A 25,231-nucleotide genomic window follows, 5' to 3' on the forward strand; every position below is an offset into this window, starting at 1 on the left:
ACGTCAGAGAAAACGATCGAGAATTTTGCGGCTGTGCCGGTCCAACGCAAGCTGATCGCGGATCAGATAATGAATGCCGTGGCTGTCCGAAATCAGCAGCGTCTGCCCCATGAGCCGGCGGATGTCTTCTTCGCCGCGCAGCACGAATTGCGTATCGCCCCGATCTGTCTCAACCGTCCAGGTGGACGGCGTCGCATAGGTGGACACCGCTGCAATACGACGGATCTCGGGCATGAACTCACGGCCCGCAAGCTCTGCTTCGATAAGCGCGCGCGCCTCGGCCGGCGCCTGTTCGATGTCGTCGAGCCAGAGCAGCTCTCGGCCATCGGCAGTCACGAGCGACAGGCCGCGAGCCGGCGCGCTGATAGGAAAGGCCCGCACGGGCATCACCCCCTCATAAGTCTGCCCATCGAGGGTCAGGATCAGGCGGCCTAGCGCATTGCGCCCTAGCTGAAAGTCTGGGTTCATGATGTTATGCGACGGCGGCGACGTCGTCGCCGTCTTCCGCTTCGTTTTCTTTATTGCGCGCCTGCGCCTGGTAAAGCTTGTAGTAAGCGCCTTCGCGCTCCATCAGCGCCTCATGGGTACCCTCTTCGACGATGCGCCCGCGATCCAGGACCACCAGGCGGTTGGCGCGACGCAACGTGCTCAGGCGGTGGGCAATGGCGATCGTGGTGCGGCCGCGCACGAGATTGTCGAGCGCCTTCTGGATTTCTTTCTCGGTGGTGGTGTCCACCGACGACGTGGCCTCATCGAGAATAAGAATGCGCGGGTCGATCAGCAAGGCGCGAGCGATGGAAATACGCTGCCGCTCCCCGCCCGACAAGGCCTGACCGCGTTCGCCGACCAGTGAGTCGTAGCCATGCGGCAGGCGCAGAATGAACTCATGCGCATGCGCTGCGCGCGCCGCGGCAATAATCTCCTCGCGGCTGGCCTCAGGCTTGCCATAGGCGATGTTCTCGGCAATAGAGCCGAAAAACAGGAAAGGTTCTTGCAGCACCAACCCGATATTGCGCCGGTAATCGGCCACGCGCAAAGAACGGATATCCACGCCATCGACCACGATGGCGCCTTCGGAAACATCGTAAAAACGGCAGATGAGGTTGATGAGCGTGCTCTTGCCCGAACCGCTGTGGCCGACCAGACCGATCATCTCACCCGGCGCAATCGAGAGATTCATGCCACGGATAACCGAACGGTTGCCATAGCGAAAGCCAATGTTGCGCAGATCAATGCGGCCCTGCACCGGCGGCATCGGCACGGGCTTTTGCGGTTCCGGCACGCTGGAGACATGGTCCAGAATGTCGAAAATGCGTTTGGCGCCGGCGGCGGCTTTTTGGGTCACCGAGACGATGCGGCTCATGGAGTCCAGGCGGATATAAAAGCGCCCGATATAAGCCAGGAAGGCCGCCAGCACCCCAACGGTGATCTGCTTTTGCGACACCTGCCAAATGCCGAAAATCCACACCACAAGCAGGCCGATTTCCGTCAACAACGTCACCGTGGGAGAGAACAGCGACCACACGGTATTGACGCGGTCATTGACCTCCAGATTGCGGTTATTGGCCTCACGGAAGCGGTGCACTTCGCGCTTTTCCTGGGCGAAGGCCTTTACCACGCGGATACCGGGAATGGTGTCGGCCAGCACATTGGTGATTTCACCCCAGATGCGATCCACCTTTTCAAAACCGTGCCGCAGGCGGTCTCGCACCACGTGAATCATCCACATGATGAAGGGCAAGGGCAGCAGGGTGACCAGCGCCAGCCAGGGATTGATCGAGAACAAAATGACGGCCGTCATGACCATCATGAGCACATCAGTGGCGAAATCGAGCAGGTGCAGCGACAAAAACACGCAGATGCGATCACTTTCGCTGCCAATGCGCGCCATCAGATCCCCGGTGCGCTTGCCGCCGAAATACTCCAATGACAGGGTTTGTAGATGCGCATAGGTGGTGGTGCGCAGGTCAGCGCCGATGCGCTCGCTGACCCAGGCCAGGATATAGGTGCGGGCCCACCCCAGCCCCCAGGCAACCAAGGCAGAAGCCAGCAGCCCGCCCAGATAAAGCCTGACCTTGTTGTAATCAATGACTTCGCCGTTCTGGAAAGGGATGAGCACGTCATCCATGAGCGGCATGGTGAGGTAGGGCGGCACCAGGGTGGCGGCCGTCGCGAGCAGGGTCAGAATGAAACCGCTGATCAACGGTACGCGATAGGGTCGCGCAAAACGCCACAGGCGCAACAGCGCCCAGGTCGTTGAAGGTTGGACTTCTTCGCTGCAAGCCGGGCAGTCATCCTCGCCTTCGGGCAAAGGATTCTGGCAGGTTGGGCAAACATCGACACCCTGCTTTTTCTGCGTCGCGGCACCCGACAACCTCAGGGCGTGCTGCCCCTCGAAAACCGTCAGCAACTTGAGCGCCGCCGGGTTGCGGCCCAGCGTAAAGCGCCATTGGCCGAGCCGCTCCTGCGGATCGGCCAGTTCGAGACAGACTGCCCCCGCGTGATCCTGCAGCGTCAGGCGTTGGCCTGGCGCATAAGGAAACACACGCCAGCGCTCATCTTCGGGCGCACGCGCCAGCAAACGGCGGTCGGTGACCGCGACGAGACCTGGACGAAAACACAGACGTGCGTCAAGATCGGTCTCAAGCCAGCCCAAGAGGGTTTCACTAGCGTCGAGTTATGATTCGACTTCGGCCTGCCACCGAACAGGTAACTCGCGCCCTGTAGCGCCGGAATTAGGATCGTGTTTTTTCATCAGAACGCTTTTGGAGCCAACCTTCGACTCAGCTTGGCGGCCCCAACTGGGGTCCGAAAACCTGTCCGTTCCTTACAACAGCTTGAGTTTATATGGGCAAAAAGGCGGCGTATAGTAGCAGTCGGTTTTCATATTTTCCACCCTAGGAAATTCTTCCGCCCAATCCCGCTTGGCTTATATTCTCCGTGCGCTACCCGAACTTACTCCCTGTCCGGGCTCTTCGCGCCAGCCAGGCGATATAAACTCTCAAAGAAACATGAAAAAAAAGGACATTGAATTTATCGATGTCGTGGCGTTGCGCGGCCCGAATATTTGGACTTACCGTCCGGTGCTGGAGGCATGGGTTGATATCGGAGAATTGGAGGAATACCCCTCCAACCTCATACCGGGTTTCTATGAGCGCTTGACCGCCTGGCTTCCCACGCTGATCGAACATCGTTGCAGCCCAGGGGTGCGCGGCGGTTTTCTGCAGCGTCTGCGCGAAGGCACCTGGCCTGCCCACATCCTGGAGCATGTGACGCTGGAGCTGCAAAACCTGGCGGGCCTGCCGGGCGGCTTCGGCAAGGCGCGAGAAACCTCCAAGGTCGGGGTGTACAAAGTTATCGTGCGCGCCTGGCATGAGCTTGTCACCCGCGCCGCGCTGTCAGCCGCCCGTGATCTGGTCATGGCCGCCATCGAAGACCGCGATTTCGACGTGGCGCAGACCGTGGCCGATTTGCGCCGCCTGGTCGATCGCCATTGCCTGGGCCCGAGCACGGCCTGCATTGTCGATGCGGCCGATGACCGCGACATCGCCTATACCCGGCTGTTCGAGGGCAATCTGGTGCAGTTCGGCTACGGCGCACGCCAACGCCGCATCTGGACGGCGGAGACCGATCGCACCAGCGCCATCGCCGAAGGCATTTCGCGCGATAAAGATTTGACCAAATCCATTCTTGAGACTTGCGGCGTGCCGGTGCCCGAAGGGCATTTGGTTGACAGCGTCGAACAGGCTTGGGCGGCGGCTGAGCGTATTGGCCTGCCTGTGGTGATCAAACCCTATGATGGCAACCACGGCCGAGGCGTATTCACCAATCTGTCAACCCGTGAAGAAGTCGAGTCGGCCTATGCCGTTGCCGTCGATGAAGGCAGCGGCGTCATTGTCGAAAGATTTGTTCCCGGTAACGAACACCGCCTGCTCGTGGTGGGCGACCGCATGGTGGCTGCCGCCGCCGGTGAACTGGCCTGGATTACCGGAGACGGGGTCTCCACAGTCGAAGACCTGATCGACAGCCAGATCAATACTGACCCGCGCCGGGGCCGAACCGAAAACCACCCGCTCAACCCCGTGCGCCTGGACTCTGCCGCGCGTCTGGAAATTGCCCGCCAGGGACTGACCGCCGAAAGCGTACCCGCCGAAGGCCGCCGCGTACTCATTCAGCGCAGCGGCAACGTCGCCTTCGATGTCACCGACCGCGTTCACCCCGATACGGCTGAACTGGTAGCGCTCGCTGCCCGCGCCGTGGGGCTGGACATCGCCGGCGTGGACTTGGTGGCGGAAGATATCTCCCGCCCCCTGGCGGAGCAGCGTGGCGCCATCGTCGAAGTCAATGCCGGCCCTGGCCTGCTGATGCACATCAAGCCGGCCGAAGGCACCCCGCGCCCAGTCGGCCGCGCCATCGTCGATCACCTGTTCCCCGAAGGCGAAGACGGCCGGATTCCCATCGTCGGGGTCACGGGCACTAATGGCAAGACAGTGGTTGCCCGCCTGATTAGCCGTCTGTTGCACCTGTCGGGCAAACAGACCGGCTTGGCTTGCAGCGAGGGCCTTTACTTCAACAAACGCCTGGTGCAAAAAGGCGATTGCGCCAACTGGGCGGCAGGCCGCCGGGTGTTAATGAACCGCAACGTCGAGGCTGCCGTCATCGAGAACGATAGCGGCGTGATTCTCGGCCAAGGCCTGGCCTATGACCGCTGCCAGGTCGGCGTGGTGACCAATATCGACGACGGCGACCATCTGGGCGATTTCGATATCAACGAAACCGAACGCCTGTTCACCGTGTTCCGCACGCAGGTTGACGTGGTTCTGCCTACCGGCGCGGCGGTGCTCAATGCGCGCGACGCCCGCGTAGTGGAGATGGCCGAACTGTGCGATGGTGAAGTGTTGTTCTTCGGCATCGATCCGCAACTGCCTGCGCTGGCGCAACACCGCACCCAGGGCAAACGCACCGTATTCCTGCGCGACGAGCACATCGTGCTGGCACGTGGCGAGGAAGAAGAAAAACTGGCTCCTATCGCCGCCATTCCGCTTACGCATGGCGGACGCGTGGAGTTCCAGACCGAAAACGTGTTGGCGGCCGTGGCGGCCGCCTGGGCTTTGGACATCCCGGTCGACCTCATCCGTGCCGGAATCGAAACCTTCGACATTGATCAGGCAGACGCGCCCTGGCAGTTCACGCTGTTCCAGCGCGACTCGGTCAGCGTGGTGGTCGATGACGTCCACAACGCCTCGGGTCTGCGCGCCCTGTCGGCTGCCGTGCAGCGTTTCCCGGCCAAACGCCGTATCGCCGTGTACTCCGGCGGCATGGACAGGCGGGACGCCGATCTGATCGAGCAGGGCCGGCTGCTGGGCCAGCTTTTTGACCTTGTCGTTCTCTATGACGACGCCACGGTCAAAAGCAAACGCCCGGCAGGCCAGGCCCGCGCCCTGCTGCGCCAAGGCCTGACGCAAAGCGGGCCTGCGGTACAGATTGTCGAGGAGGCGGATCACGCGCGAGCCATCGAGCATGTGCTTGCCGCGGCGGCTAGCGACGATTTCATTTTGCTGCAGTCCGACGAAGCGTTTTCCGGCCCCACCATTGACCTGGTGCGCCGCTGGATTCAACAGTAAACAGACCCACAAACAATATGCTGGCGCCGCCTATAAGGCGGCGCACTTCGACGACAGGAAAACCTGCCATGGAAGTATCCCGAATCCGCGCCTTGCGAGGTCCCAACCTCTGGAGCCGCAACACCGCCATCGAAACCGTCGCCCTCTGCGCGCCGGCCGAATGCTCCATCGATGACCTGCCCGATTTCGAAGCCCGCCTGCGCGCGCGCTTTCCCCAAATCGGCCTGTTGCGACCGGAAGGCCATAGCGGCGCCATCTCGCTGGCCCACGTGCTGCAAGCCATTGCGCTCACTATGCAGGCGCATGCAGGCTGCCCGGTCACCTTCGGCCGCACCTCCCCTACACCCGAGCCTGGCCTGTTCCAGGTCGTGGTGGAATACAGCGAAGAAGACGTAGGCCGGCTGGCCTTGGAATTGGCCCTGAGCCTCATCGAGGCGGCTCTGCATGACCAGCCCTTTGATCTGCCGCAGGCGCTTGCGCGTTTGCGCGAGCTCGATGAAGACCTGCGTCTGGGCCCCTCGACCGGCTCCATCGTCCACGCTGCCGTGGCGCGGGGCATCCCTTATCACCGACTGACGCAGGGCAGTATGGTGCAATTCGGCTGGGGTAGCCGTCAGCGCCGCATTCAGGCCGCAGAAACCGACCATACCAGCGCGATCGCCGAGTCCATCGCCCAAGACAAAGATCTCACCAAGATGTTGCTGGACGCCGCGGGCGTGCCGGTGCCCATGGGCCGCTCTGTGGACGACGCAGAAGCCGCCTGGGAAGCGGCGCAGGAACTTGGTGGCCCCGTGGTCGTCAAGCCGCGCGACGGCAGCCAGGGGCGCGGCGTGGCCGTCAATATTGAAACGCGTGAGCGTGTGCTGGCCGCCTACGAGGCCGCCGCGCAGATCAGCTCCGAAGTCATTGTCGAGCGCTATATACCCGGCCATGATTTCCGGCTGTTGGTGGTGGGCGATACCCTGGTAGCGGCCTCTCGCCGCGATCCGCCGCAGGTGACCGGTGACGGCGTGCATACCATCCGCCAACTGGTCGATGACATCAACACCGACCCGCTGCGCGGCGACGGCCATGCCACCTCGCTCACCAAGATCCGCTTGGACGATATCGCCCTGGGCGTCTTGAGCAAACAGGGCTATGCGCCCGAATCCGTGCCGCCTTCAGGCGCGCTGGTCGTGCTGCGCAACAACGCCAACCTGAGCACGGGCGGCTCAGCCACCGACGTCACGGACGAGGTGCACCCCGAAATGGCAGCGCGCGCCGTCACGGCGGCGCGCATGATAGGCCTGGACATCTGCGGGGTGGACGTGGTGGCCGAAACCGTGCATCTGCCGCTGGAAGACCAACATGGCGGCGTGGTGGAAGTCAATGCGGCGCCAGGCCTGCGCATGCACCTGACACCGTCGTTCGGCAAGGGCCGCCCCGTGGGCGAGGCCATCATCGGCCAGATGTTCAAGGAAGGCGACGATGCCCGCGTTCCAGTCATCGCAGTCGCTGGCACCAATGGCAAAACCACCACGGTGCGCCTGTCCGCCCACATTCTGGCCGTCTCCGGCAAACGTGTCGGCATGACCAACTCCGACGGCGTGTACATAGGAACTCGCCGTATCGACACCGGCGATTGCAGCGGACCGCGCAGTGCGCGCCGCATCCTGTTGCACCCCGATGTCGATGCGGCTGTGTTCGAGACGGCGCGCGGTGGCATTCTGCGTGAAGGCCTCGCCTTTGACCGCTGCGATGTCGCCATCGTGACCAATATCGGCATGGGCGACCACCTCGGCCTGGGTTATATCACCACCGTTGAAGAGCTGGCCGCAGTCAAGCGCGTGATCGTGCAATATGTGCGCAACAAGGGCATGGCCGTCCTGAACGCCGCCGATACGCATGTCGCCGCAATGGCCAGCGTCTGCCCAGGCGACGTGACCTTCTTCGCACCCGATCGCAATCACCCCATCATCGCCACACATCGCGCACAAGGACGTCGTGTGGTCTACCGTGAAGACGATGACATCGTAGCGGCCGAAGGCGGCGAGGAAGTCCGTATTCCGCTGGCCCAAATCCCGCTCACGCGGGGCGGCGCGATCACCTTCCAGGTCGAAAACGCCATGGCCTGCATTGGCGCAGCCTGGGGCCTGGGCATCGACTGGGCGACAATACGCCAGGCGCTGGCCTCTTTCGTCAATGACGCGCAGACCGCACCGGGCCGCTTCAATGTCTTCGATTACGGCGGCGCTACCCTGATCGCCGACTACGGCCACAACCCCGACGCCATCGAAGCCCTGGTCTCGGCGATTGAAGCCTTACCGGCCAAGCGGCGCAGCGTCGTCATCAGCGGCGCGGGCGACCGGCGTGATGAGGACCTTCGCCGCCAGACCGAAATCTTGGGCGATTACTTCGACGACGTGCTGCTCTATGAAGATCAGTGCCAACGCGGGCGTGAGGACGGCGAGGTCATCGCGCTGCTGCGCCAAGGGCTCACGCAGGCCAAGCGCGCCTCCCGGATCGAAGAAATCCGCGGTGAGTTCATTGCGATCGACCGCGCACTGGAAAGCCTGTCACCGGGCGACCTCTGCCTGATCCTGGTCGATCAGGTAGAGGAAGCGCTGGCGCACATCGCGCAGCGTGTCGCCGAGAAAGGCTGACCTAGGCAGCCGGCCCCGGCTTCGGGGCCGGATCGTCCGCGCAGCAGAGCTGACGTCAAGCAAGCTGGCCGGTGGCTTGCCCTAGGATAAGGCTTCTTGCTCTGTGAGGAAGCGGTCCATATCGAGACGGCCATTGCCCCGGTACAAGGCGAGGCGCGCTCGCCCTGCGCTGCATAACTGCCGCGCGGCTTGCGCTGGCCTATATCGCCATCCGGGGAGATGCGCCGAGACGGGCATTTATGCGCGGGCGTACCGTTGCTGCTGACGGCAGGCGATTGCCCCCGCCATGAACCGCCTCCAGCTCTGAATCAATCCGCCCTGCTGGCGCGTGCCAGGCATTTGGCGCATTAGGTCTTTATTCTGCCCAACTCCTGCTAGCCATCCTGACGGTGAACATGGCCGGCCCGTCACCCTCATCGGCCTGGACTGGGGTTGGCATCTCATAGGCGCCAACCCGTGGCCCTCCGTAAAAGCGCGCCCTCTGCTGCTCGGCAGGCTGCGTGAGCGGCCTGCACGGCCCTGGCCGCGCTCTGGCATCACTACTTCAAATGCGACGACGCATTACGCCGCATGCTTTGATGGATGCCGTTACAGACACGGCTCAATTCTGATCAAGACTTCTCTGAAATGTAACGCTGCCTGTTGCGCGCCGCCCTAAGAAACGTCCTAGGACGGCGTTGTTACATTCATCCACAGCCTAGTTTGACACTGCCTGCTCAGGACTTTTAGGGTAGACCCATGCCGATCGGTTCTCAACGCAGATCACCCGGCCAGGTGATCCGCCTACAGCAACTCAAGGAGGCGATATGAACAACGACATTATTGCGGGCAAGTGGAAGCAACTCACCGGCAAAGCCCGTGCCGCCTGGGGAGAACTCACCGACGACGAGCTCACCCGCACCGAAGGCAATGCCGAACGCCTGGCGGGTCTGATCCAAGAGCGCTATGGCAAAACCCGCGAGCAGGCTCAACAGGAAGTGCGCGACTTCTTCGACCGCAACCGCTGATCCGGGTGCTCACATTCGAGGAGAATCATCATGCTGTATTACGCGGCTGTTTTCTTCGTTATTGCCCTCATCGCGGCGGTTCTGGGCTTCGGCGGCATCGCCGCCAGCGCTGCCGGCATCGCCAAGATCCTGTTCTTTGTATTCCTGGTGCTCGCACTGCTATCCGTCCTCAGTGGCGCTTTGAGAAAGAAATAGCATCCGCAGCCTCGCAGCACCTTCGCTTGAGCACCCAGCTCAAGCGCCATTACCAGGAGAACATTTATGAAAACTCGTCAACTGCTCGCCGCCATCACCCTGGGCTCGGCCGCCGCTTTCACCGGCCTGGCGCACGCTGCTGAAGCACAGCCCAAGCAATCCGTAGGAGAATACGCCAGCGACGCCGCAATCACCGCCAAGGTGAAAGCAGCCATCGTGGCCGACAAGGACCTCAGCGCACTCGACATCGCCGTCGAAACCAATAATGGCGTCGTGACCCTGACCGGCACAGTGGGCACGGCTTTCCAGGCTGATCGGGCCGCCATCGTTACGCGCGGCGTGGACGGCGTCAAACAGGTCAAAAATGACGTGAAGGTGGAGATGGCTCGCGCCAAGTAAGGGCCTGCTGCAAACCATGGCTGAGGGCGGCGACGCCGCCCGGCCCTCGACGCTGCAGAGATGCCCGCCGGCGCCTGCAGCGTCACTGGCCTCAAGGCAAATGCATTACGCCTTCCCCCACGCTGATGACACGGCCGCCCACACGAATAGCCTGTGTCGCCACATCTACATCCAGGAACAAACGGCAGGGGCGCCTCAAAGCATCGCCCTGCTCCACCACCACGCCATCGGGAATGGCTCGACCTTGTGTCAGCAACCATCCCCCCAGATTGGCGCAGGCAGATCCTGTACCCGGATCTTCGACCACGCTCGCGCCACGGGCACTGAAATACCGCGCCCGCACCACTTCACGGCCATGACTGCGCCTGCCCTCATCAAACGCGAAGGCATACAAGACGCGGCGGCCATCCAGGCTAGAACCCCACTGCGGCGCATCCCTGGGCACGCTACGCGCCACGGCCTCTGGGGAGGCCAAGGGCACCACGCACTGCTCGATACCGGTATTCATCCATACGGGATCGCCTGCGATGTCTTCGGGCGAAATACCCAGAAACCCCGCCACCTCGGCGCGGCTGGCCTCGGGCGTCCGCACACCTGGTGCGCCGACTGAAGGCGTCACCAGGGTCCAGACATCGCCCTCAGCACTTACGGGCACACGCCCGGCCGGCACCGACAAGGTCGTCATGCCCTCGACGGCCAGACCCAAGTCGCGCAGCACATGCGCCGTGCCCAACGAGGGATGGCCGGCAAACGCCATTTCATGCGTCGGCGTCATAATGCGCACCACAGCCACGCCCGGCTCCGGGCGGTCGAGCACAAAAGTCGTTTCGGAAAGATTGAATTGCAGCGCCAGATCACGCATGGTTTCTGACGACATGCCTTGCGCATCTTCAAACACACAAAGCGGATTGCCGCCGAAGAACGCTTCGGCGAACACATTGACGAGACGATAGCGGTAAGCAGGCATGGCGCAGGGCTCGGAGAAAATGCCCAATATAGCGGCTGTCCGTCAGGGGCGACAGATACAGCCGCGCGCGATTTTTACCAAGCCGCGAAGAACAGCCACCAGGCCAGGCAAAACGGCGTCAGCCCGGCAGCCACGACCAGCCAGGACAAAACACGGCGCAGCGCGCCGACCTGGCTTTGGGACAGGATACGCCAGGCCAGACGCAGGGTCCAAAGCACCGCCAAGGTCAGCAGCGTGAAACGCAGCGGCTTCACCCAGGCCGTACGCAGGCCCTCATGCTGCAGCAGCGTCACTGTCGTGGCCGACAGGCCCAAGAACACGCCAATGCCGGCAGAGGGGATCAGCGATTGCGCAAGCTTGTGCATGCCTTGAGCCAGCGGACTAATGCGGTTCGCCACCCAAAGGCTGACAAACACCGCCCCACCCACACAGACCGTAGCCCCAGCAACGAAAGCCAGAATCCCGGCGCCATCCAGCCAGGAGAAACTGTCATTGACCTCGGGGTAGTGCGTCAGGATGAACCAGGGTGCGTTGTCGAGCAGTGGCCACATGATGTCGTGATTGACCAGCCAGGTGGCGGCCCATTGCTTGAGCGTCACGAACCAGGGGCTGGCGCTCCAGAGAAAGGCCCCGATTGCCACGCCCATCAAGCCGAAACAGATCAGCGCGGTTTGCCAGCCGTCGCCATCGGCCACCCTGACGATTTCCTGCTCGGGAGAACGCGGCGTAAGCGCGATGGCGCCGCGATAGCCGCTGCAACGGCCGCACATATGACAGTCACCAGCGCCCTTCATGTGCCGCAAGGGCACAAGCGGCGCGCAATTGACGGGCTCGATACGAATCACGGGATGCCGCCAAGCCTCTTCATTGACCTTATAGTGCCAGGGCGCGAGCTTGGCCAGAAGATTGAATACGCCATTGACCGGACAGAGATATTTGCACCAGACCCGCTTGCTGCGGCCGTAACGGTAACCGACGATCATGGCGGCCACCGTTGAGCCGCCCAGCACGGCCAGCACGGCCAGCGGATACTGATACACGCTCACCAATTGACCGTAAACCGTCGTCAGGGCAAAAGCCACAAAAGGCCAGCCGCCCCAGCGCATCCACTTGGGAATGGCGCGGCCTTGACCCCGCTCGCTGGTCCATTCTGCCAACATGCCCTCCGGACAGAACCAGCCACACCAGGCTCGTCCCAAAATAGGCATGGACACCAACACAAAAGGCCACCAAATGCCCCAGAAGGCAAACTGCGCCAGTACGGTCAGATTGTTGAACAGCGACGCCGTGCGGCCCGGTAAGGGCAGAAAGGCCGGCACGATCAAAAGAAAGGCGTATATCGCAACAATGCCCCACTGAAGCTTGCGCAGCAACGGGGCATGATCGCGAAGAAAATCAGCAAAGCGGGCGGCCGCCCGCCCTAACGCAGTAGCCATTGCAAAACCTCGTCGGCCGCTTGCCTCAGCGGGCCGTCATTTGTGCAGCCTGGGCATCGGCGCGGCGCAGAAATCCCCACACCACCAGCCAATACACCAGCCAGACCAACACGGAAATCAAGGCTGGGAAGGCGCGGTAACCCGCGAAATCGGCCAGAATTTTGCCAACACCGCTGCTATCGTCCAGCAACCACGAACTGTCCCATACTGGGTCCATCAGGGTGGGAACGACATCCAGCGAAATCAGATGGTCCAACCCCCCCACCAGCAGCGAACCGGCCAGCAGGAGCAGCAGCACTTCCGTGACACGGAAGAAGCGCCGCCAGGTAATGAGTTTGCCGCCAAGCTGCAACAGCCAGAAGGTCAACAAGGCGACCAAAAAACCGCCAAGGCCAGCCAAGGCCAGCATCCAGGGATTGCCACCATGCTGAGCGGCCGACACGGTGCCGTACAGAAACACCACCGTTTCACTGCCTTCACGGGCCACGGCAATCATGACAAGCACCAGCAAGCCCCACCAGTTGTCATTCGCGATGGAGGCGCGCGCACCGCCTTCAAGCTCGCGCTTGAGCGTGCGGCCGTGGCGTTTCATCCAGACCACCATCTGCACCACCAGCACGCAGGCGATCAATGACATAGCCGCCTGGAACCACTCCTGCCCAGTGTCGCTCAGCCACTCGGACACACCCAGCAGCACCAGCGCCAGCATCAAGGCCAGCGCCAGGCCTGCCGCCACCCCGCCCCATAGATACGGCAGACCGCGCCTGCCTTCCGGCGTAGCGCGCAACCATGCATACAGAATACCTACCACCAGCAGAGCCTCGACGCTTTCACGCCAGACAATGAATGCAACCTGTTCCATAGGGCCCGGCTTATTCCTTGGGCTTGACCACCAGCGTGCCTTTCACGTTCTGGTGAAAATCATCAAAAAAAGGATACTCGCCCGGCCGTGTAATCGTGATCACCACAAAGGACTTCACGCCGGGGCCCAGCACCTTTTCCTTGCGCAGCGGAATCGATTCGAATTCCACCGGCTCATTACTTTCGTTGATCAGCTCGACCTTGAAGCGGCCCGCCGGCACCTCAAGCCTGACGGGCTCGAAAGTGCCATCGGGCTTGAACGTGAGCGTGAACGTCGGCATTTCGTCGGCGTGAGCCGGCATCCAGAGCATCAAGGCCAGCAACAAGGCCAACAGGCCGCGCATGATCAGTATCCGCCCTTCTTGCCAGTGCCAGCGAACACGAATTCATAGTTGAGTTCGATGGGTTCAAACCACGGACCCACGCCGGTTTCCTTGTCAACGTGACGACCGAAATGGGATGCCTTGTCGGCGGTAGGCGGCAGAATCGTGTACTTGAGTTTGTACTTGCCCGGGCCTTCCAGCTTGACGTTGTCGCCATAATGCGGGCCGTCATTCGCCACCATAGGCATGAGATGGCCCTTCTGCACGTTTTGGCTACCCACCTTCTGGATCTCGTAGTTGACGACAAGGTAGGGCATCCACTCGCCTTCCGGGAAGCCCGTAACGTTATCGGCCAACGCATGGATATCCGCTTCCAGGTGAATGTCGGAGTCCTTGGCCGGACGCATCATGCCCGGAGGGTCCATTTCAACCGGCTGCAAATAGACGGCGCCGATTTCCATGCCGCCCTTTTCCACCGGTTTGCCGATCGGATACTCGGCAGCCATCGTGGCGCCAGAAATCGTCATCGCGGCTGCGGCCAGCAAGAGGGCTTTCTTAAACATTGGGCTTATCCTCGGGTAAGTGAAAGCTTGTGAAAAACACAAACAAGAACGCTTTTCATTAATGGTAGAGGCAAGCAGCTTACAAAGATCTTAAATAAAGTCCTGTTTACAGGCACAAAAGCAGAACGGCGTCCATTTAGGACGCCGTTCTGCTTATTGCCGGACAAGGTCAGTTGCGCCCGCCCTGCCCGGGTGGAAACGGGAAGTTGGCGAACATTGCTCGTGTCTGATCCTGCATCTGATCCTGCATCTGTACAAACAGATTTTTGCTCTGATCGATGTAGTTGTTCATCATTTTTTGCAGCATGGGCGTCTGCACATTCATGAACTGCGTCCAGGCTTCAGGACCGAACTGATTGCCGCCGCCATACAGTCCTTGCGACTGCTCGGCCATGCGCTGCTGGATTTCCATAAAGGCCTGGATGTTTTTTTCCAGATAAGAACCCATGATGCCCTGCATGGCATGACCGTAGAAACGGATGATCTGCGACAGCATGCTAGAAGAGAACATCGGCATGCCGCCGCTTTCTTCTTCAAGAATGATTTGCAGCAGAATGCTGCGCGTGAGCTCCTCGCCGCTTTTTGCATCAACGACCTGAAAGTCCTCATTGGCCAGCACCAACTGCTTGACGTCCGCCAGAGTGATGTAAGAACTGGTCTGGGTGTCGTACAAGCGGCGGTTCGGGTATTTCTTGATCAGACGCTGGGGTGCGTCAGATTGAGCTTGCGTCATGGCTATCCCCGAGATCGGGCGATCTCTTTTAATTCTCAACTATTTTACGTGCTTTGCCGGACAGGCGCTGGCCTGTCCCCATGGGCCTCGTCAGCCCATGTGCAGGCCGCCATTGAGCGAGAAGTCCGCACCGGTGGCGAAACCCGACTCATCAGAAGCAAGCCAGGAACAGATAGAGGCGATCTCTTCGGGAGAGCCCAGACGGCGCACGGGAATCGTGGCCACGATTTTCTCGAGCACGTCGGGACGGATAGAGCGCACCATATCCGTGCCGATATAGCCGGGCGACACCGTGTTGACGGTAATGCCCTTGCTGGCGACTTCCTGGGCCAAAGCCATCGTAAAGCCGTGAATGCCCGCCTTGGCTGTGGAGTAATTCGTCTGACCGAACTGCCCTTTCTGGCCATTGACCGAGCTGATATTGATGATGCGGCCCCATTGGCGATCGACCATCGAGTCCAGCACCTGCTTGGTGACGTTGAACAGGCTGTTCAGGTTGGTATCGATAACGGCGCGCCAGTCATCGACCGTCATTTTGCGGAACAAGCCGTCACGCGTGATGCCCGCGTTATTGACCAAGACATCGATCTCGCCAAGTTCGTTCTTGATGCGATTGAAAGCCTGGACGGTAGAGTCCCAATCGGAAACATTGCCCACCGACGCATGAAAAGTGTAGCCCTGCGCAGCCTGCTCATCCAGCCACTGCTGGTAATTGCGGCTGGGCCCGCAGCCCGCCACCACACGGAAGCCATCTTTGGCCAGACGCTGGCAGATGGAGGTTCCAATGCCCCCCATGCCGCCTGTCACATACGCCAGTTTTCCGCTCATATTGACTTCCTCCTGTTTCGACGCAAGATTGAAACTGAACCGGGCAGGCTCTGTATTCAGACTGCCCTGACTTTAACGTATCGGCCCGGCGCCGGTTCGATGGGCCTATAGGTTTTATTGCCAAGGCGGCGGCGGGCGGCAATCTGCCGTCCCCCATGGCCCGCCAGCCACTGAACCCAGTCGGGCCACCAACTTCCTGCGTGCTCTTGCGCGCCCGCCCTCCAAACATGAGGATCGCCGGGCAACACCTCTTGACCGTCATGCGCCCAGTAACTACGGCGATTTTTGGCCGGCGGATTGATCACGCCGGCAATATGGCCGGAGGCGCCCAGCACGAATCGCATTGGGCCGCGCAGCAATTGCGTGGAAGCATAGGCGGACTGCCAGGGCACAATATGATCTTCGCGCGACCCGTAGATATAGGCCGGCATGCGCAGCCGCGTCAGGTCGAGCGGCGTGTCGGCCGCCCGCGCCAGACCCGGCACCTTCAGATTGTTCTCAAGATAGGTATTGCGGAAGTACCACGAGAAAAACGGCCCGGGCAGATTGGTGCTGTCTGCATTCCAGAACAGCAGATCAAACGCCGGTGGAGTCTGGCCTTTGAGGTAGTTGCCCACCACATAATTCCAGACCAGTTCGTTGGGCCGCAAAAAAGAGAATGTCGTGGCCAGATCGCGGGCCGGCATCAAGCCGCCCTGCCCCAATTGTTGATCTCGCAACAAGGCGTGGCCTTCATCAACGAAAACGTTGAGCACGCCGGTATCGTGAAAATCGAGCAAGGAGGTCAGAAGGGTCAACGAGGCGACGGGCTGCTCGCCTCGCGCATCGGCCAGGGCCAACGCGGCGGCCAGCATCGTGCCCCCGACGCAGAAGCCCAGGGCATTAAGCTGTTTCTGCCCCGTGATATCAGCCGCCACCGCCAGGGCCTTGAGTACGGCTTCGTCGAGGAAGTCGCTCCAGGTCGCGCTATCCACGCCATCCTGATCGGAAGCCAGAGGGTTGCGCCAGGAAACAATGAAAACCGTATGGCCCGCCTGCACCGCGTGACGCACAAAGGAATTATCCGGCTGCAAATCCAGGATGTAATACTTGTTGATATTGGGCGGCACCACGACCAAGGGCCGCTCATACACCTTGCTGGTCTGCGGCGCATACTGAATGAGCTGCATGAGGCGGTTTTCGTAAACCACCTCGCCGGGTGTCACCGCGACATTGCGGCCGATCTCGAACTGGCTTTCGTCAGTCTGCGTAATGCGGCCTTTTTTGATATCGGCTACCAGATTGGTCAAACCCGCAAGAAGCGCCTCTCCGCCGGACTCGATGATGGATTGCTGCGCATCCGGATTGAAGGCCAGAAAATTGGCTGGCGACAGCGCATCGACCCATTGCATGATGGAAAACCGCAGCCGGCTGCGCAAGGGCTCGCTGACTTGCGCGGCATCGACCATGCGGTTGAGCACCTGAGCGGACAACAGGTAAGCGTGAGCCATCAGCAAATGACGGGAATCGGTCTTCCATGCAGGAGCGGAGAATCGCTTGTCAGCGGGAGCGGGCAACACGCCGCGCCGAGCCTCATCGCAGATGCGCAACCATTCTCGGGAAAACTCGGCCTGGATATCTGCCAGGGCATCCGGCGCCACGCTCACCGGAACTGGCCATGCGGCGGAAAGAGGGGCGTTCACTTCGACACCTTGTTATCGGAACTGCGCACGTTGATGTTGCATCTACGAAAAATGCCTGTCAATGCGGGTAATCCAAGAAAGCCGTGCTCGATCGGGCAGGCGCTGCAAGCTGCCCGCACTCAATTCATCGGCATGCGCTCAAGCAGGTGCCAACCAGGCCAACATTGCCATACGCCCCGTTTCGCGATCGCGCCGGTAAGAGAAAAAACGTGCGCGATCCTGGAAGGTACACAGACCGCTCAGCGCCACGTCCGACACACCCGCGCGTTTCAGACGTAAACGCGCCAGCCCCGGAAGATCAGCCAGCCACTTTCCTTCGGCAGCTGCGTGAAAAAACTGCGCCACTTCGGCATCGCCGGCGGCGCCGAATGCCTCCAGCACATCGGCGCCGACCTCAAAGGCCGACGGTCCGATACCGGGCCCGACCCAGGCCCGCCAGCCATCGGCAGCAGGCTTTTTGCTGCGCATCAAGGCCAGGGTGTTTTCGAGCACGCCACCGGCCAAGCCACGCCAGCCGGCATGCGCTGCCCCCAACACCTGCCCTTGCGCGTCGGCAATCAACACGGGCAGACAGTCGGCCACCATAATGGCCAACACCCGTCCCGGCTCTGTCGTCACACTGGCATCCGCGGCGATTTCCTCGTCAGGCCTTGCCTGATCGGCATCATGCACGACGGGGCCATGCACCTGCCGCAACCAGCGCGGCTCGCCCGGCAAAGCCGCCGCCAGGCGACGCCGGTTTTCGGCGACCGCCTCGGGGCGGTCGCCCGCACGGACACCCAAGTTGAAACTGTCGTGAGGCGGCACACCCACCCCGCCTTCGCGGGTGGTACAGAAATACGTCACACCCTTCCATTCCGGGCCGGTAACGACCGGCAGACTGCCGATCAAGCGGTCCATATCAGGGCTCCTTGCACGGCCTGCATGTCGGGCGGCAACGCCACCTCGAAAGTCACCTCACCCCGTCCGCCCGGATCATCGAAATGCAGGGCCCGCGCATGCAACATCTGCCGCGTGGCGCCGGCCAACGCGCGACCACCGTAAATCGTGTCAGCAAGCAGGGGATGCCCCAGGCTAGCCAGGTGCACGCGGATCTGGTGGGTGCGGCCCGTTTCGAGTCGGCAGATCACTTCAGTCACACGCTCTCCCTCCTGCGCTTCGCCCCGGCGCTGCGGCAGGTAATGGGTAATGGCGGGCTTGGCTGCGATGGGACGCTCTACGCTCATGCGCACGGGCACGCGCGCATCGCGGCCGATAGGCCGATCCACCGTGCCGGCCCCCGCCAACCAGCCATGGGCCAGGGCAAGATACTCACGCCCCATGCTACGCGCCTGCAACTGACGCACCAGATGAGTCTGAGCCAGCTCATTGCGAGCTACCACCATCAAACCTGAGGTGTCTTTGTCCAGGCGATGCACAATGCCCGCCCGTGCGACACGGCTAAGCTCGGGGAAACGATGCAGCAAGCCATTGAGCAGAGTGCCCGTCCAGTTGCCCGCGCCGGGATGGGTGACCAGCCCGGCGGGTTTGTTGACGACGATCCAGTCTGAACTGCTGTCTATGACGTCAAAATCCACGGGTTCGGGAGAAAATGCCAGGCTTTCCGGCGCCGGCTGTTCCCAGACTGTGAGAACATCTCCCGGGCCGACTGGCTGGCGCACCTTGGCTGCCTGGCCATTCACCAGCACATGGCCGGCCTCGATCCAGCCTTGCAAGCGGCTGCGGGAATGCCCCGGCATCAGGCCGGCCAACACCTTGTCAAGGCGATCGGCCGGGACATCAGGGGGGATGAAAATGGCTAAGGGTTCGTAGTCGGCAAGCGCGTCTGCGCTGACATCTGTATCGGACATGGCACAAATCATATAATCAGCCCAGCATCCTAACACCAAGGAAACGATTCTCGTGATTCTCCGCACCACAGCCCCCTCGCATCCCGCTTCCCGTCGCGGAAAGATCCTGAGCGCCGCGCTGGCGCTCGCCGCCGTGCTGTTGGTCTCCGGTTGCGGCACCTCCGACAACAAGTACGACAAGACTGCCGGCTGGAGCGCCGAGCAACTCTATGCCGACGCCAAGCAGGAAGTCGCTGCCGGCAACTGGAAGGAAGCTCGTGATCGACTGACCGCCATCGAGAGCCGCTATCCCTTCGGCACCTACGCCCAACAGGCTCTGATCGAACTGGCCTACGTCAACTGGAAAGACGGCGAAAACGAACAGGCACTGGCTGCTATTGATCGTTTCCAACAACTGTATCCAAACCATCCTGGCACCGACTACGTGCTCTATCTGAAGGGGCTGATCAACTTCACGCCCGCCAGCGCCTTCATGGCCAACCTCACCGGTCAAGACCCGGCCGAACGCGACCCCAAGGGCCTGCGCGCCTCGTACGACGCCTTCAATGAACTGATCAAGCGCTTCCCGGATAGCAAGTACACGCCGGATGCCGAACAGCGCATGAACTGGCTGGTCAATGCCATCGCCATGAACGAAGTGCACGTCGCGCGCTACTACTACACGCGTGGCGCCTACGTGGCAGCCATCAATCGCGCCCAGACCGTCCTGACGGATTTCGATGGCGCGCCGGCCACGGAAGAAGCGCTCTACATCATGGTGCTGTCCTACGACAAACTGCAGATGAAGCAGCTCAAAGAAGACACCGAGCGCGTCCTCGACAAAAACTTCCCCAATAGCAAGCTCAAGGCGGAAGGATTCAAAGACGACAAGAGCTGGTGGAACCCCTTCCAATTCCGCTGATCTGCGCCGCTCCATAAACAGAGCCCTCGCTGAAATAAGCCCCTGCTTTTGAACTGCCCCCCAGACCTTGGACTACGTCCGAGCTCTGGGGGGCAGTGCTTTTCCGGGGCTTATTTACGTGTCCGCATGCGGCTAAGCTCGTTCAACGCGAAGGCGCGACAGGATCCACTCTTCCGCTCGTCGTCTATCTCACACGCCCCCGATAAAAAGAAAAAGACTACACACAAACAGCAAGAGCCTCCTCTATCTTCTTGCGCTTATCGACGATCGATGATGGATGGCGCGCTGCGCTATCGCTTGGCAAGGTAATCCACCATGAACAAGCTTTGCTACCGTCTGCGCTGGAGTCACCATGCCCGTCAATGTGTGCCCATCGCTGAAATCCTTTGCAGCGTGGGCGCTTCAGGCCGGCGGGGCGGGCGGCGCCAACGCTGGCGTTTGCTGCCCCTGGCGGCCAGCCTGGTTTTCGCCGGTCTGGACTCGGCGCTGGCGCAGCAACTAGCGGCCGATGGCCGGGTATCGATCGATACCGCGCCCAATGGCGTGGCGGTGATCGCTATCGCGCCGCCCGATGCCCAAGGCGTCTCGCGCAATCCCTTTCCCTCTTTTGACACCCGGCAGCCGGGCGCGGTGTTCAATAACAGCACCCGCGACGGGCGCTCGCAGCTGGCCGGGCAGTTGTTGCGCAACCCGCGGCTGGGCGGCGGCCCCTCGGCCGCCCTGATTCTCGCCGAGGTGCAGGGGCTGGCGCCCAGCCATCTGAGCGGGGCGCTGGAGGTCTTCGGCCCGCGCGCGGCCCTGGTCATCGCCAACCCCAACGGCATCCAGGCCGACGGTCTGTCAACGATCAATGTCTCGGCCCTGACCCTGTCCACGGGCCGGGTGCTCGAGGGCGCGCACAGGCTGTTGCTGGACGTGCGCCAGGGCGAGGTCACCCTCGGCGCGCAGGCGGCGCGATTCAAGTGCAGGGCCAGGGGCAGGCGGGCAGGCTCTCCATCGAGGGGCCGCTCATGCAGCAGGCCACTCAACAAGAGGTCGTCCAGCACAAGTGGCGCTGGGCCCAGAACGACATCCAGATCACCTTCTCCAAGCTGGATGTAGGCAGCAAGCAAGCCAAACAGAAAATGGCCCGAGGCGAGCTCGATGGCCCCACGGCTATGGACTTCAAACGTAACCGGGTCGGCCCCAGTAGCGCCGACCTCCTGCCGGATAAGGTCGCTGCGCACGCCCCCCTTCAGGAGGCGCAAGCCACAGCGAAAGCGCCGCCGGACTCGAGCAAGATCAGGTCGGTCAGTTGCGATGCTGGAAGATGCGCGCCACAAAACCTGAAAAAAACAGAAGGCGGAAAAGACCCCGAAGCATTGAGACCTCGTATTGTCGGGTATGAAGGCCACATCGATGTCTCTGCCGACGGGCACATACAACACATCGAAAGCGGCGGCTTGGGCGGCATGCTCTCTCGGCCACGAACCCTCGGCCCTACCGCCGACGCGCCTGCCTCACGCTTCGGCCGTTTCAGAGCGTGGCTACATCGGCGAAACCCGCCACCTCGTACTACCACAGAGGCAGAACTTGCTCAGGAGCAAGCCTCAGCACCGTCAATGGAACGTCCACACAAGCCCCTTCAGTGGCTACGCCGCTTATTTACATCTCAAGGCGCCAAGCAAGACGACTCTCGCGTATCAGAACACCTGCCCACCATCAGTGCAAGCAGTAGCCAGGGAAAATCGCCAGCGACTTCGAGTGATGATTCAAACAGGACATTGAATCTAGAAGAACAGCTCACCGTGTTGCACCGAAAAATCCCTTCGATCCCGAAAGCGTTCCTACGCAAATGGGCACTGAGCAGTCTCGCCCATGCGGTCAAAGCGGATGCGCAAAATGACTTAACGTTCGATCAAAGGCTCTCGCTTACGGCCTATACGGGTGGAGCATTCCAGACCGTCAACTCTGCCTTACGCTCCAACGCGGCGCTGTCGCCAGAATAAGAGTATTTGATCCGCAATATCAACGATGCATTCAAGCAAAAGCAACTGAAACAGGAAAGCAGTCCACCTGTGCAAAAACTCCATCGTGGCGTGGGCTTGAAACAGGCGTTTCCCGCCCTACCCTCAGAGGGTCAGGTGTTTGTCGATCCCGCCTTTCTATCAACTTCACAAACTCCCCAGTTCACGGAAACAATCGCGATTGCCAATGCGCAAACGAAACCTGCGGACATTGCGCATCACCCACTCAAAAAAGCAGCAGACCAGATCATGGGGAAAATCAGGAGAAAACCCACCGTTACACCAGCGATCTCTAGCAATATCGGCCTACTAACTATTTTCACAAACACAGGCATGGACATCGCACCTTATGCGATCTACCCGACACAGCAAGAGGTTCTGCTACCGCCCTCCACTCCCCTACATGTTCTGCTATCGGGCAAGGATAGTCGGGGCAGGCAAAGACTGGTGCTGAGCGACAGTGGTTTCGACTCGCCGCAGGGGAAATATTACGAGCAGGATTTGGCCATCTCAGCTTCGCCGCTTAAACCCGCACACCGTTTGCTTTCCGAGGATGAGGCGCACAAGCGAGCAAATACCACGTGGCATTCGGGGCCGCTGAATAGAGCTTCCGCTGCCCTGATGCAAGACAAATCCAGATCCTTGCCTTAGCAAAGAGACCGAAGAGTGCGACTCATCCGTAGTCCCAGAGGGGGCACACAGCGACGCCGGACCGGCCTCTTATGCGTAGCAGATGATGCCCCCCGGGGCGCACCAACAAAATCTTGGGCCCGATCCTCTGAGAAAAAGGAGAACCGGACCCTTACAGAGGGCGTCGCCTGAGCGCTTAGCGCTTGAGCTTGGCGAAAGCGTCGGCCATGGCGCTGTTGGCCACAGGCGTACCGCGCGCACCGTCCTCGTTGCGCCGCCGCGGGGTGCCGCCCGCACGCTCGCCGCGCGCTGCGGCAGGTGCGGCACGACGCGGTTCGGCATTGTCGTTAAGCCGCATGGTGAGCGCGACGCGCTTGCGTTGCACATCCACTTCCAGCACTTTGACCGTTACCGTTTGACCCACGCGAACGACGTCGCGAGGATCTTTGACGAATTTTTCGGCCAGCGCGGAAATGTGCACAAGACCATCTTGGTGAACGCCGATATCCACGAAGGCGCCGAAGTTGGCCACGTTGGTCACCACCCCTTCAAGCAGCATGCCCGGATGGAGGTCTTTGAGGGTTTCAACGCCCTCTTTGAATTGCGCGGTCTTGAACTCAGGGCGCGGATCGCGACCGGGTTTTTCAAGTTCGGCGAAGATGTCGCGCACCGTGGGCAGGCCAAAGCGCTCATCGGTGAAATCGGCTGGCGACACGCCCTTGAGCGCTTCGCGCTGACCGATAATCTGGCGCACATCGGCCTTGATGCGGGCAACAATGCGCTCAACAACCGGATAAGCCTCAGGGTGGACCGCCGACGCATCCAAGGGGTTGTCGCCATTGGGGATGCGCAAAAAGCCCGCCGCCTGCTCAAAAGCCTTTTCGCCGAAGCGCGGCACCTTGCGCAACATGTCGCGCGTGGGAAAGGCGCCATTTTCGTCGCGCCAGGCAACGATGTTCTTGGCCAGCGAGCCGTTCAAGCCTGATACGCGCGCCAGCAGCGCCGCCGAAGCCGTGTTGACGTCTACGCCCACCGCGTTCACGCAGTCTTCAACCACGGCGTCCAGAGAGCGGGCTAGTTCACGCTGATTTACATCGTGCTGATATTGACCCACGCCGATAGCCTTGGGATCAATTTTGACCAACTCGGCCAGCGGGTCTTGCAAGCGCCGGGCAATCGAGACTGCGCCACGTAGCGTAACGTCGAGATCGGGAAACTCCAGGGCGGCGACTTCCGATGCAGAATAGACCGATGCGCCCGCCTCGGACACCACGACACGGGTGAGCGACAGCTCGGAAAACTGGCTCATCATCTCGCCCACGAGCTTTTCGCTTTCACGCGAGGCCGTGCCATTGCCAATGGCGATGAGTTCGACCTTGTGCTTGGCGCACAAGGCGGCCAAGGTATTGATGGTGCCCTTGCGATCCATACGCGGTTCGAAAGGATAGACGGTGGCGGTATCGACCACTTTGCCGGTACGGTCGATGACCGCGATCTTGCAGCCCGTGCGGATGCCGGGGTCTAGCCCGAGCACGGTTTTCGGACCGGCGGGCGCAGCCAACAGCAGGTCTTTGAGGTTGGCGGCGAACACACGGATCGCCTCGGCCTCGGCCTCTTCACGCAGACGGCCGAAAAACTCACTTTCGAAGGCAGTCAGCAACTTGACACGCCAGGTCCAGCGGCAGACCTCGCCCAACCAGCGGTCGCGCGGCGTCGCGTCGAGTGCAAACAAATCCTTGCCCAGCTTGAGAAAACCGGCGATGCGAGTCACGCAGGGATGGGGTGTTTGCGCTTCCAGTTCTTCTTGCAAGCCCACTCGCAACTCCAGCACACCTTGCTGACGGCCACGCATGAGCGCCAGCACGCGATGCGAAGGCAGGGTGCGCAGCGGCTCGTTGAAATCGAACCAGTCGCGGAAATTGGCGCCTTCGGCCTCTTTGCCATCGACCATCTTGGAGTACAGCAGCCCCGTGGTCCAGATGTGCTCTCGCATATTGGCTAAGAGATCGGCGTTTTCGGCGAAGCGTTCGGCCAGAATATCGCGCGCGCCATCGAGCGCGGCCTTGGCGTCATTGATGTTGGCTTCGGCGTTGAGATACTGCGCCGCCAGGGCTGCGGGATCGCAGGCGGCATCAGCCAGGATCGCGTCGGCCAGCGGCTCCAGGCCGGCTTCGCGTGCGATCTGGGCGCGAGTGCGGCGCTTGGGCTTGTAGGGCGCGTACAAGTCTTCCAGACGCTGCTTGGTTTCGGCGCTGGCGATTTCCTGTTGCAGCTCGGGACTGAGTTTGCCCTGCTGATTGATGGAATCCAGGATGGCCAAACGGCGCTCTTCGAGTTCGCGCAGATAGGAAAGCCGGACCTCTAACGTGCGCAGCGCGCCGTCGTCGAGGCCACCGGTGGCTTCCTTGCGGTAACGGGCGATGAAGGGCACGGTGGCGCCATCATCCAGCAGTTCCACGGCCGCGGAGACCTGGCTTGCACGCACCGTCAGTTCAGTGGCCAGTTGCTCGATGATCCGGGCATGATCGACGCCCGGCGCGGCGTTCGTGAGAGCGGAGGTTTCAGACATCTCGATCCGTCAACA

Annotated in this window: 22 protein-coding genes; 9 read left to right on the forward strand and 13 right to left on the reverse strand. The window is 61.2% G+C overall.

Features of this window, described 5'->3' with window-relative positions:
- Positions 1-3 precede the first annotated feature (3 nt).
- Complete coding sequence (locus U0029_RS11230) at positions 4-468, reverse strand: cyanophycin metabolism-associated DUF1854 family protein (protein WP_114851859.1); 465 nt, start codon at positions 466-468, stop codon at positions 4-6.
- Between the two features lie 4 nt (positions 469-472).
- Positions 473-2,656 carry a cyanophycin metabolism-associated ABC transporter gene (locus tag U0029_RS11235; RefSeq protein ID WP_249037538.1) on the reverse strand — a complete coding sequence of 728 codons (2,184 nt, stop codon included), beginning with the start codon at positions 2,654-2,656 and terminating at the stop codon, positions 473-475.
- A gap of 355 nt (positions 2,657-3,011) precedes the next feature.
- On the opposite strand from U0029_RS11235, the gene cphA (U0029_RS11240) reads away from it, so the two are divergent.
- The 5 genes from cphA (U0029_RS11240) (at position 3,012) to U0029_RS11260 (ending at position 9,867) form a co-directional block, all read left to right on the forward strand.
- A complete protein-coding gene (cphA, locus tag U0029_RS11240) occupies positions 3,012-5,624 on the forward strand; it encodes a cyanophycin synthetase (protein WP_012416915.1) in 2,613 nt (870 codons plus the stop codon).
- A 68-nt stretch (positions 5,625-5,692) separates the two neighbouring features.
- Positions 5,693-8,266 carry a cyanophycin synthetase gene (cphA, locus tag U0029_RS11245; protein ID WP_114851858.1) on the forward strand — a complete coding sequence of 858 codons (2,574 nt, stop codon included), beginning with the start codon at positions 5,693-5,695 and terminating at the stop codon, positions 8,264-8,266.
- An 806-nt stretch (positions 8,267-9,072) separates the two neighbouring features.
- Positions 9,073-9,273 carry a CsbD family protein gene (locus U0029_RS11250; protein WP_012416913.1) on the forward strand — a complete coding sequence of 67 codons (201 nt, stop codon included), beginning with the start codon at positions 9,073-9,075 and terminating at the stop codon, positions 9,271-9,273.
- 30 nt (positions 9,274-9,303) lie between these two features.
- Entirely contained in the window at positions 9,304-9,468 is a 165-nt protein-coding gene (locus tag U0029_RS11255; RefSeq protein ID WP_114851857.1) for a DUF1328 family protein, read from the forward strand.
- A 66-nt stretch (positions 9,469-9,534) separates the two neighbouring features.
- Entirely contained in the window at positions 9,535-9,867 is a 333-nt protein-coding gene (locus U0029_RS11260; RefSeq protein ID WP_012416911.1) for a BON domain-containing protein, read from the forward strand.
- Positions 9,868-9,958: 91 nt separating this feature from the next.
- On the opposite strand, the gene U0029_RS11265 is transcribed toward U0029_RS11260, so the two are convergent.
- The 10 genes from U0029_RS11265 to U0029_RS11310 all read right to left on the reverse strand — a co-directional run bounded on the left by U0029_RS11265 (position 9,959) and on the right by U0029_RS11310 (position 19,110).
- Complete coding sequence (locus U0029_RS11265; protein ID WP_114851929.1) at positions 9,959-10,834, reverse strand: PhzF family phenazine biosynthesis protein; 876 nt, start codon at positions 10,832-10,834, stop codon at positions 9,959-9,961.
- A 74-nt stretch (positions 10,835-10,908) separates the two neighbouring features.
- Positions 10,909-12,270 carry a 4Fe-4S binding protein gene (locus U0029_RS11270; protein ID WP_012416909.1) on the reverse strand — a complete coding sequence of 454 codons (1,362 nt, stop codon included), beginning with the start codon at positions 12,268-12,270 and terminating at the stop codon, positions 10,909-10,911.
- 25 nt (positions 12,271-12,295) lie between these two features.
- Positions 12,296-13,132 carry an FTR1 family iron permease gene (locus U0029_RS11275; RefSeq protein ID WP_012416908.1) on the reverse strand — a complete coding sequence of 279 codons (837 nt, stop codon included), beginning with the start codon at positions 13,130-13,132 and terminating at the stop codon, positions 12,296-12,298.
- A 10-nt stretch (positions 13,133-13,142) separates the two neighbouring features.
- Positions 13,143-13,475, reverse strand: a complete 333-nt coding sequence (locus tag U0029_RS11280; RefSeq protein ID WP_012416907.1) for a cupredoxin domain-containing protein — start codon at positions 13,473-13,475, stop codon at positions 13,143-13,145.
- A gap of 2 nt (positions 13,476-13,477) precedes the next feature.
- Positions 13,478-14,017 carry an iron transporter gene (locus U0029_RS11285; RefSeq protein WP_012416906.1) on the reverse strand — a complete coding sequence of 180 codons (540 nt, stop codon included), beginning with the start codon at positions 14,015-14,017 and terminating at the stop codon, positions 13,478-13,480.
- A 169-nt stretch (positions 14,018-14,186) separates the two neighbouring features.
- Complete coding sequence (phaR, locus tag U0029_RS11290) at positions 14,187-14,750, reverse strand: polyhydroxyalkanoate synthesis repressor PhaR (RefSeq protein WP_012416905.1); 564 nt, start codon at positions 14,748-14,750, stop codon at positions 14,187-14,189.
- 90 nt (positions 14,751-14,840) lie between these two features.
- Positions 14,841-15,578 carry a 3-ketoacyl-ACP reductase gene (locus U0029_RS11295; RefSeq protein ID WP_012416904.1) on the reverse strand — a complete coding sequence of 246 codons (738 nt, stop codon included), beginning with the start codon at positions 15,576-15,578 and terminating at the stop codon, positions 14,841-14,843.
- A 56-nt stretch (positions 15,579-15,634) separates the two neighbouring features.
- The gene (gene phaC, locus U0029_RS11300; protein WP_114851856.1) at positions 15,635-17,260 is read right to left on the reverse strand and encodes a class I poly(R)-hydroxyalkanoic acid synthase; all 1,626 of its coding nucleotides are present in this window, start codon (positions 17,258-17,260) and stop codon (positions 15,635-15,637) included.
- Positions 17,261-17,398: 138 nt separating this feature from the next.
- Complete coding sequence (pgeF, locus tag U0029_RS11305) at positions 17,399-18,160, reverse strand: peptidoglycan editing factor PgeF (protein WP_012416902.1); 762 nt, start codon at positions 18,158-18,160, stop codon at positions 17,399-17,401.
- Positions 18,148-19,110, reverse strand: coding sequence for an RluA family pseudouridine synthase (locus U0029_RS11310; RefSeq protein WP_114851855.1), 963 nt, complete (start codon positions 19,108-19,110; stop codon positions 18,148-18,150). Before U0029_RS11310 ends, pgeF begins: the two co-directional genes overlap by 13 nt.
- 106 nt (positions 19,111-19,216) lie before the next feature.
- Between U0029_RS11310 and U0029_RS11315 the strand changes: the two genes are divergently transcribed.
- From U0029_RS11315 to U0029_RS11330, 4 genes are all read left to right on the forward strand, one after another.
- Complete coding sequence (locus U0029_RS11315) at positions 19,217-20,011, forward strand: outer membrane protein assembly factor BamD (protein WP_039051677.1); 795 nt, start codon at positions 19,217-19,219, stop codon at positions 20,009-20,011.
- Between the two features lie 315 nt (positions 20,012-20,326).
- Positions 20,327-21,112, forward strand: a complete 786-nt coding sequence (locus tag U0029_RS11320) for a filamentous hemagglutinin N-terminal domain-containing protein (protein WP_115600716.1) — start codon at positions 20,327-20,329, stop codon at positions 21,110-21,112.
- Positions 21,022-21,999, forward strand: a complete 978-nt coding sequence (locus tag U0029_RS11325; RefSeq protein ID WP_127815009.1) for a hypothetical protein — start codon at positions 21,022-21,024, stop codon at positions 21,997-21,999. The genes U0029_RS11320 and U0029_RS11325 overlap by 91 nt, the downstream gene beginning before the upstream one ends.
- Positions 22,000-22,005: 6 nt before the next feature.
- On the forward strand, positions 22,006-22,668 hold the full coding sequence (locus tag U0029_RS11330; protein ID WP_114851853.1) for an ADP-ribosyltransferase family protein: 663 nt from the start codon (positions 22,006-22,008) through the stop codon (positions 22,666-22,668).
- A gap of 175 nt (positions 22,669-22,843) precedes the next feature.
- Here U0029_RS11330 and tex read toward each other — a convergent pair whose 3' ends face one another.
- Positions 22,844-25,216 carry an RNA-binding transcriptional accessory protein Tex gene (gene tex / locus U0029_RS11335; protein WP_114851852.1) on the reverse strand — a complete coding sequence of 791 codons (2,373 nt, stop codon included), beginning with the start codon at positions 25,214-25,216 and terminating at the stop codon, positions 22,844-22,846.
- Between the last annotated feature and the right edge of the window lie 15 nt (positions 25,217-25,231).

This window comes from Bordetella avium (assembly GCF_034424645.1).
Classification (GTDB): Bacteria; Pseudomonadota; Gammaproteobacteria; order Burkholderiales; family Burkholderiaceae_B; genus Bordetella; species Bordetella avium.

Bases quoted from the DNA above. Each gene is read 5' to 3' on its own strand.
- U0029_RS11230 (WP_114851859.1), bottom strand. From the start codon at position 468: ATGAACCCAGACTTTCAGCTAGGGCGCAATGCGCTAGGCCGCCTGATC.
- cphA (WP_012416915.1), top strand. From the start codon at position 3,012: ATGAAAAAAAAGGACATTGAATTTATCGATGTCGTGGCGTTGCGCGGC.
- cphA (WP_114851858.1), top strand. From the start codon at position 5,693: ATGGAAGTATCCCGAATCCGCGCCTTGCGAGGTCCCAACCTCTGGAGC.
- U0029_RS11250 (WP_012416913.1), top strand. From the start codon at position 9,073: ATGAACAACGACATTATTGCGGGCAAGTGGAAGCAACTCACCGGCAAA.
- U0029_RS11255 (WP_114851857.1), top strand. From the start codon at position 9,304: ATGCTGTATTACGCGGCTGTTTTCTTCGTTATTGCCCTCATCGCGGCG.
- U0029_RS11260 (WP_012416911.1), top strand. From the start codon at position 9,535: ATGAAAACTCGTCAACTGCTCGCCGCCATCACCCTGGGCTCGGCCGCC.
- U0029_RS11265 (WP_114851929.1), bottom strand. From the start codon at position 10,834: ATGCCTGCTTACCGCTATCGTCTCGTCAATGTGTTCGCCGAAGCGTTC.
- U0029_RS11270 (WP_012416909.1), bottom strand. From the start codon at position 12,270: ATGGCTACTGCGTTAGGGCGGGCGGCCGCCCGCTTTGCTGATTTTCTT.
- U0029_RS11275 (WP_012416908.1), bottom strand. From the start codon at position 13,132: ATGGAACAGGTTGCATTCATTGTCTGGCGTGAAAGCGTCGAGGCTCTG.
- U0029_RS11280 (WP_012416907.1), bottom strand. From the start codon at position 13,475: ATGCGCGGCCTGTTGGCCTTGTTGCTGGCCTTGATGCTCTGGATGCCG.
- U0029_RS11285 (WP_012416906.1), bottom strand. From the start codon at position 14,017: ATGTTTAAGAAAGCCCTCTTGCTGGCCGCAGCCGCGATGACGATTTCT.
- phaR (WP_012416905.1), bottom strand. From the start codon at position 14,750: ATGACGCAAGCTCAATCTGACGCACCCCAGCGTCTGATCAAGAAATAC.
- U0029_RS11295 (WP_012416904.1), bottom strand. From the start codon at position 15,578: ATGAGCGGAAAACTGGCGTATGTGACAGGCGGCATGGGGGGCATTGGA.
- pgeF (WP_012416902.1), bottom strand. From the start codon at position 18,160: ATGGACCGCTTGATCGGCAGTCTGCCGGTCGTTACCGGCCCGGAATGG.
- U0029_RS11310 (WP_114851855.1), bottom strand. From the start codon at position 19,110: ATGTCCGATACAGATGTCAGCGCAGACGCGCTTGCCGACTACGAACCC.
- U0029_RS11320 (WP_115600716.1), top strand. From the start codon at position 20,327: ATGAACAAGCTTTGCTACCGTCTGCGCTGGAGTCACCATGCCCGTCAA.
- U0029_RS11325 (WP_127815009.1), top strand. From the start codon at position 21,022: ATGCAGCAGGCCACTCAACAAGAGGTCGTCCAGCACAAGTGGCGCTGG.
- tex (WP_114851852.1), bottom strand. From the start codon at position 25,216: ATGTCTGAAACCTCCGCTCTCACGAACGCCGCGCCGGGCGTCGATCAT.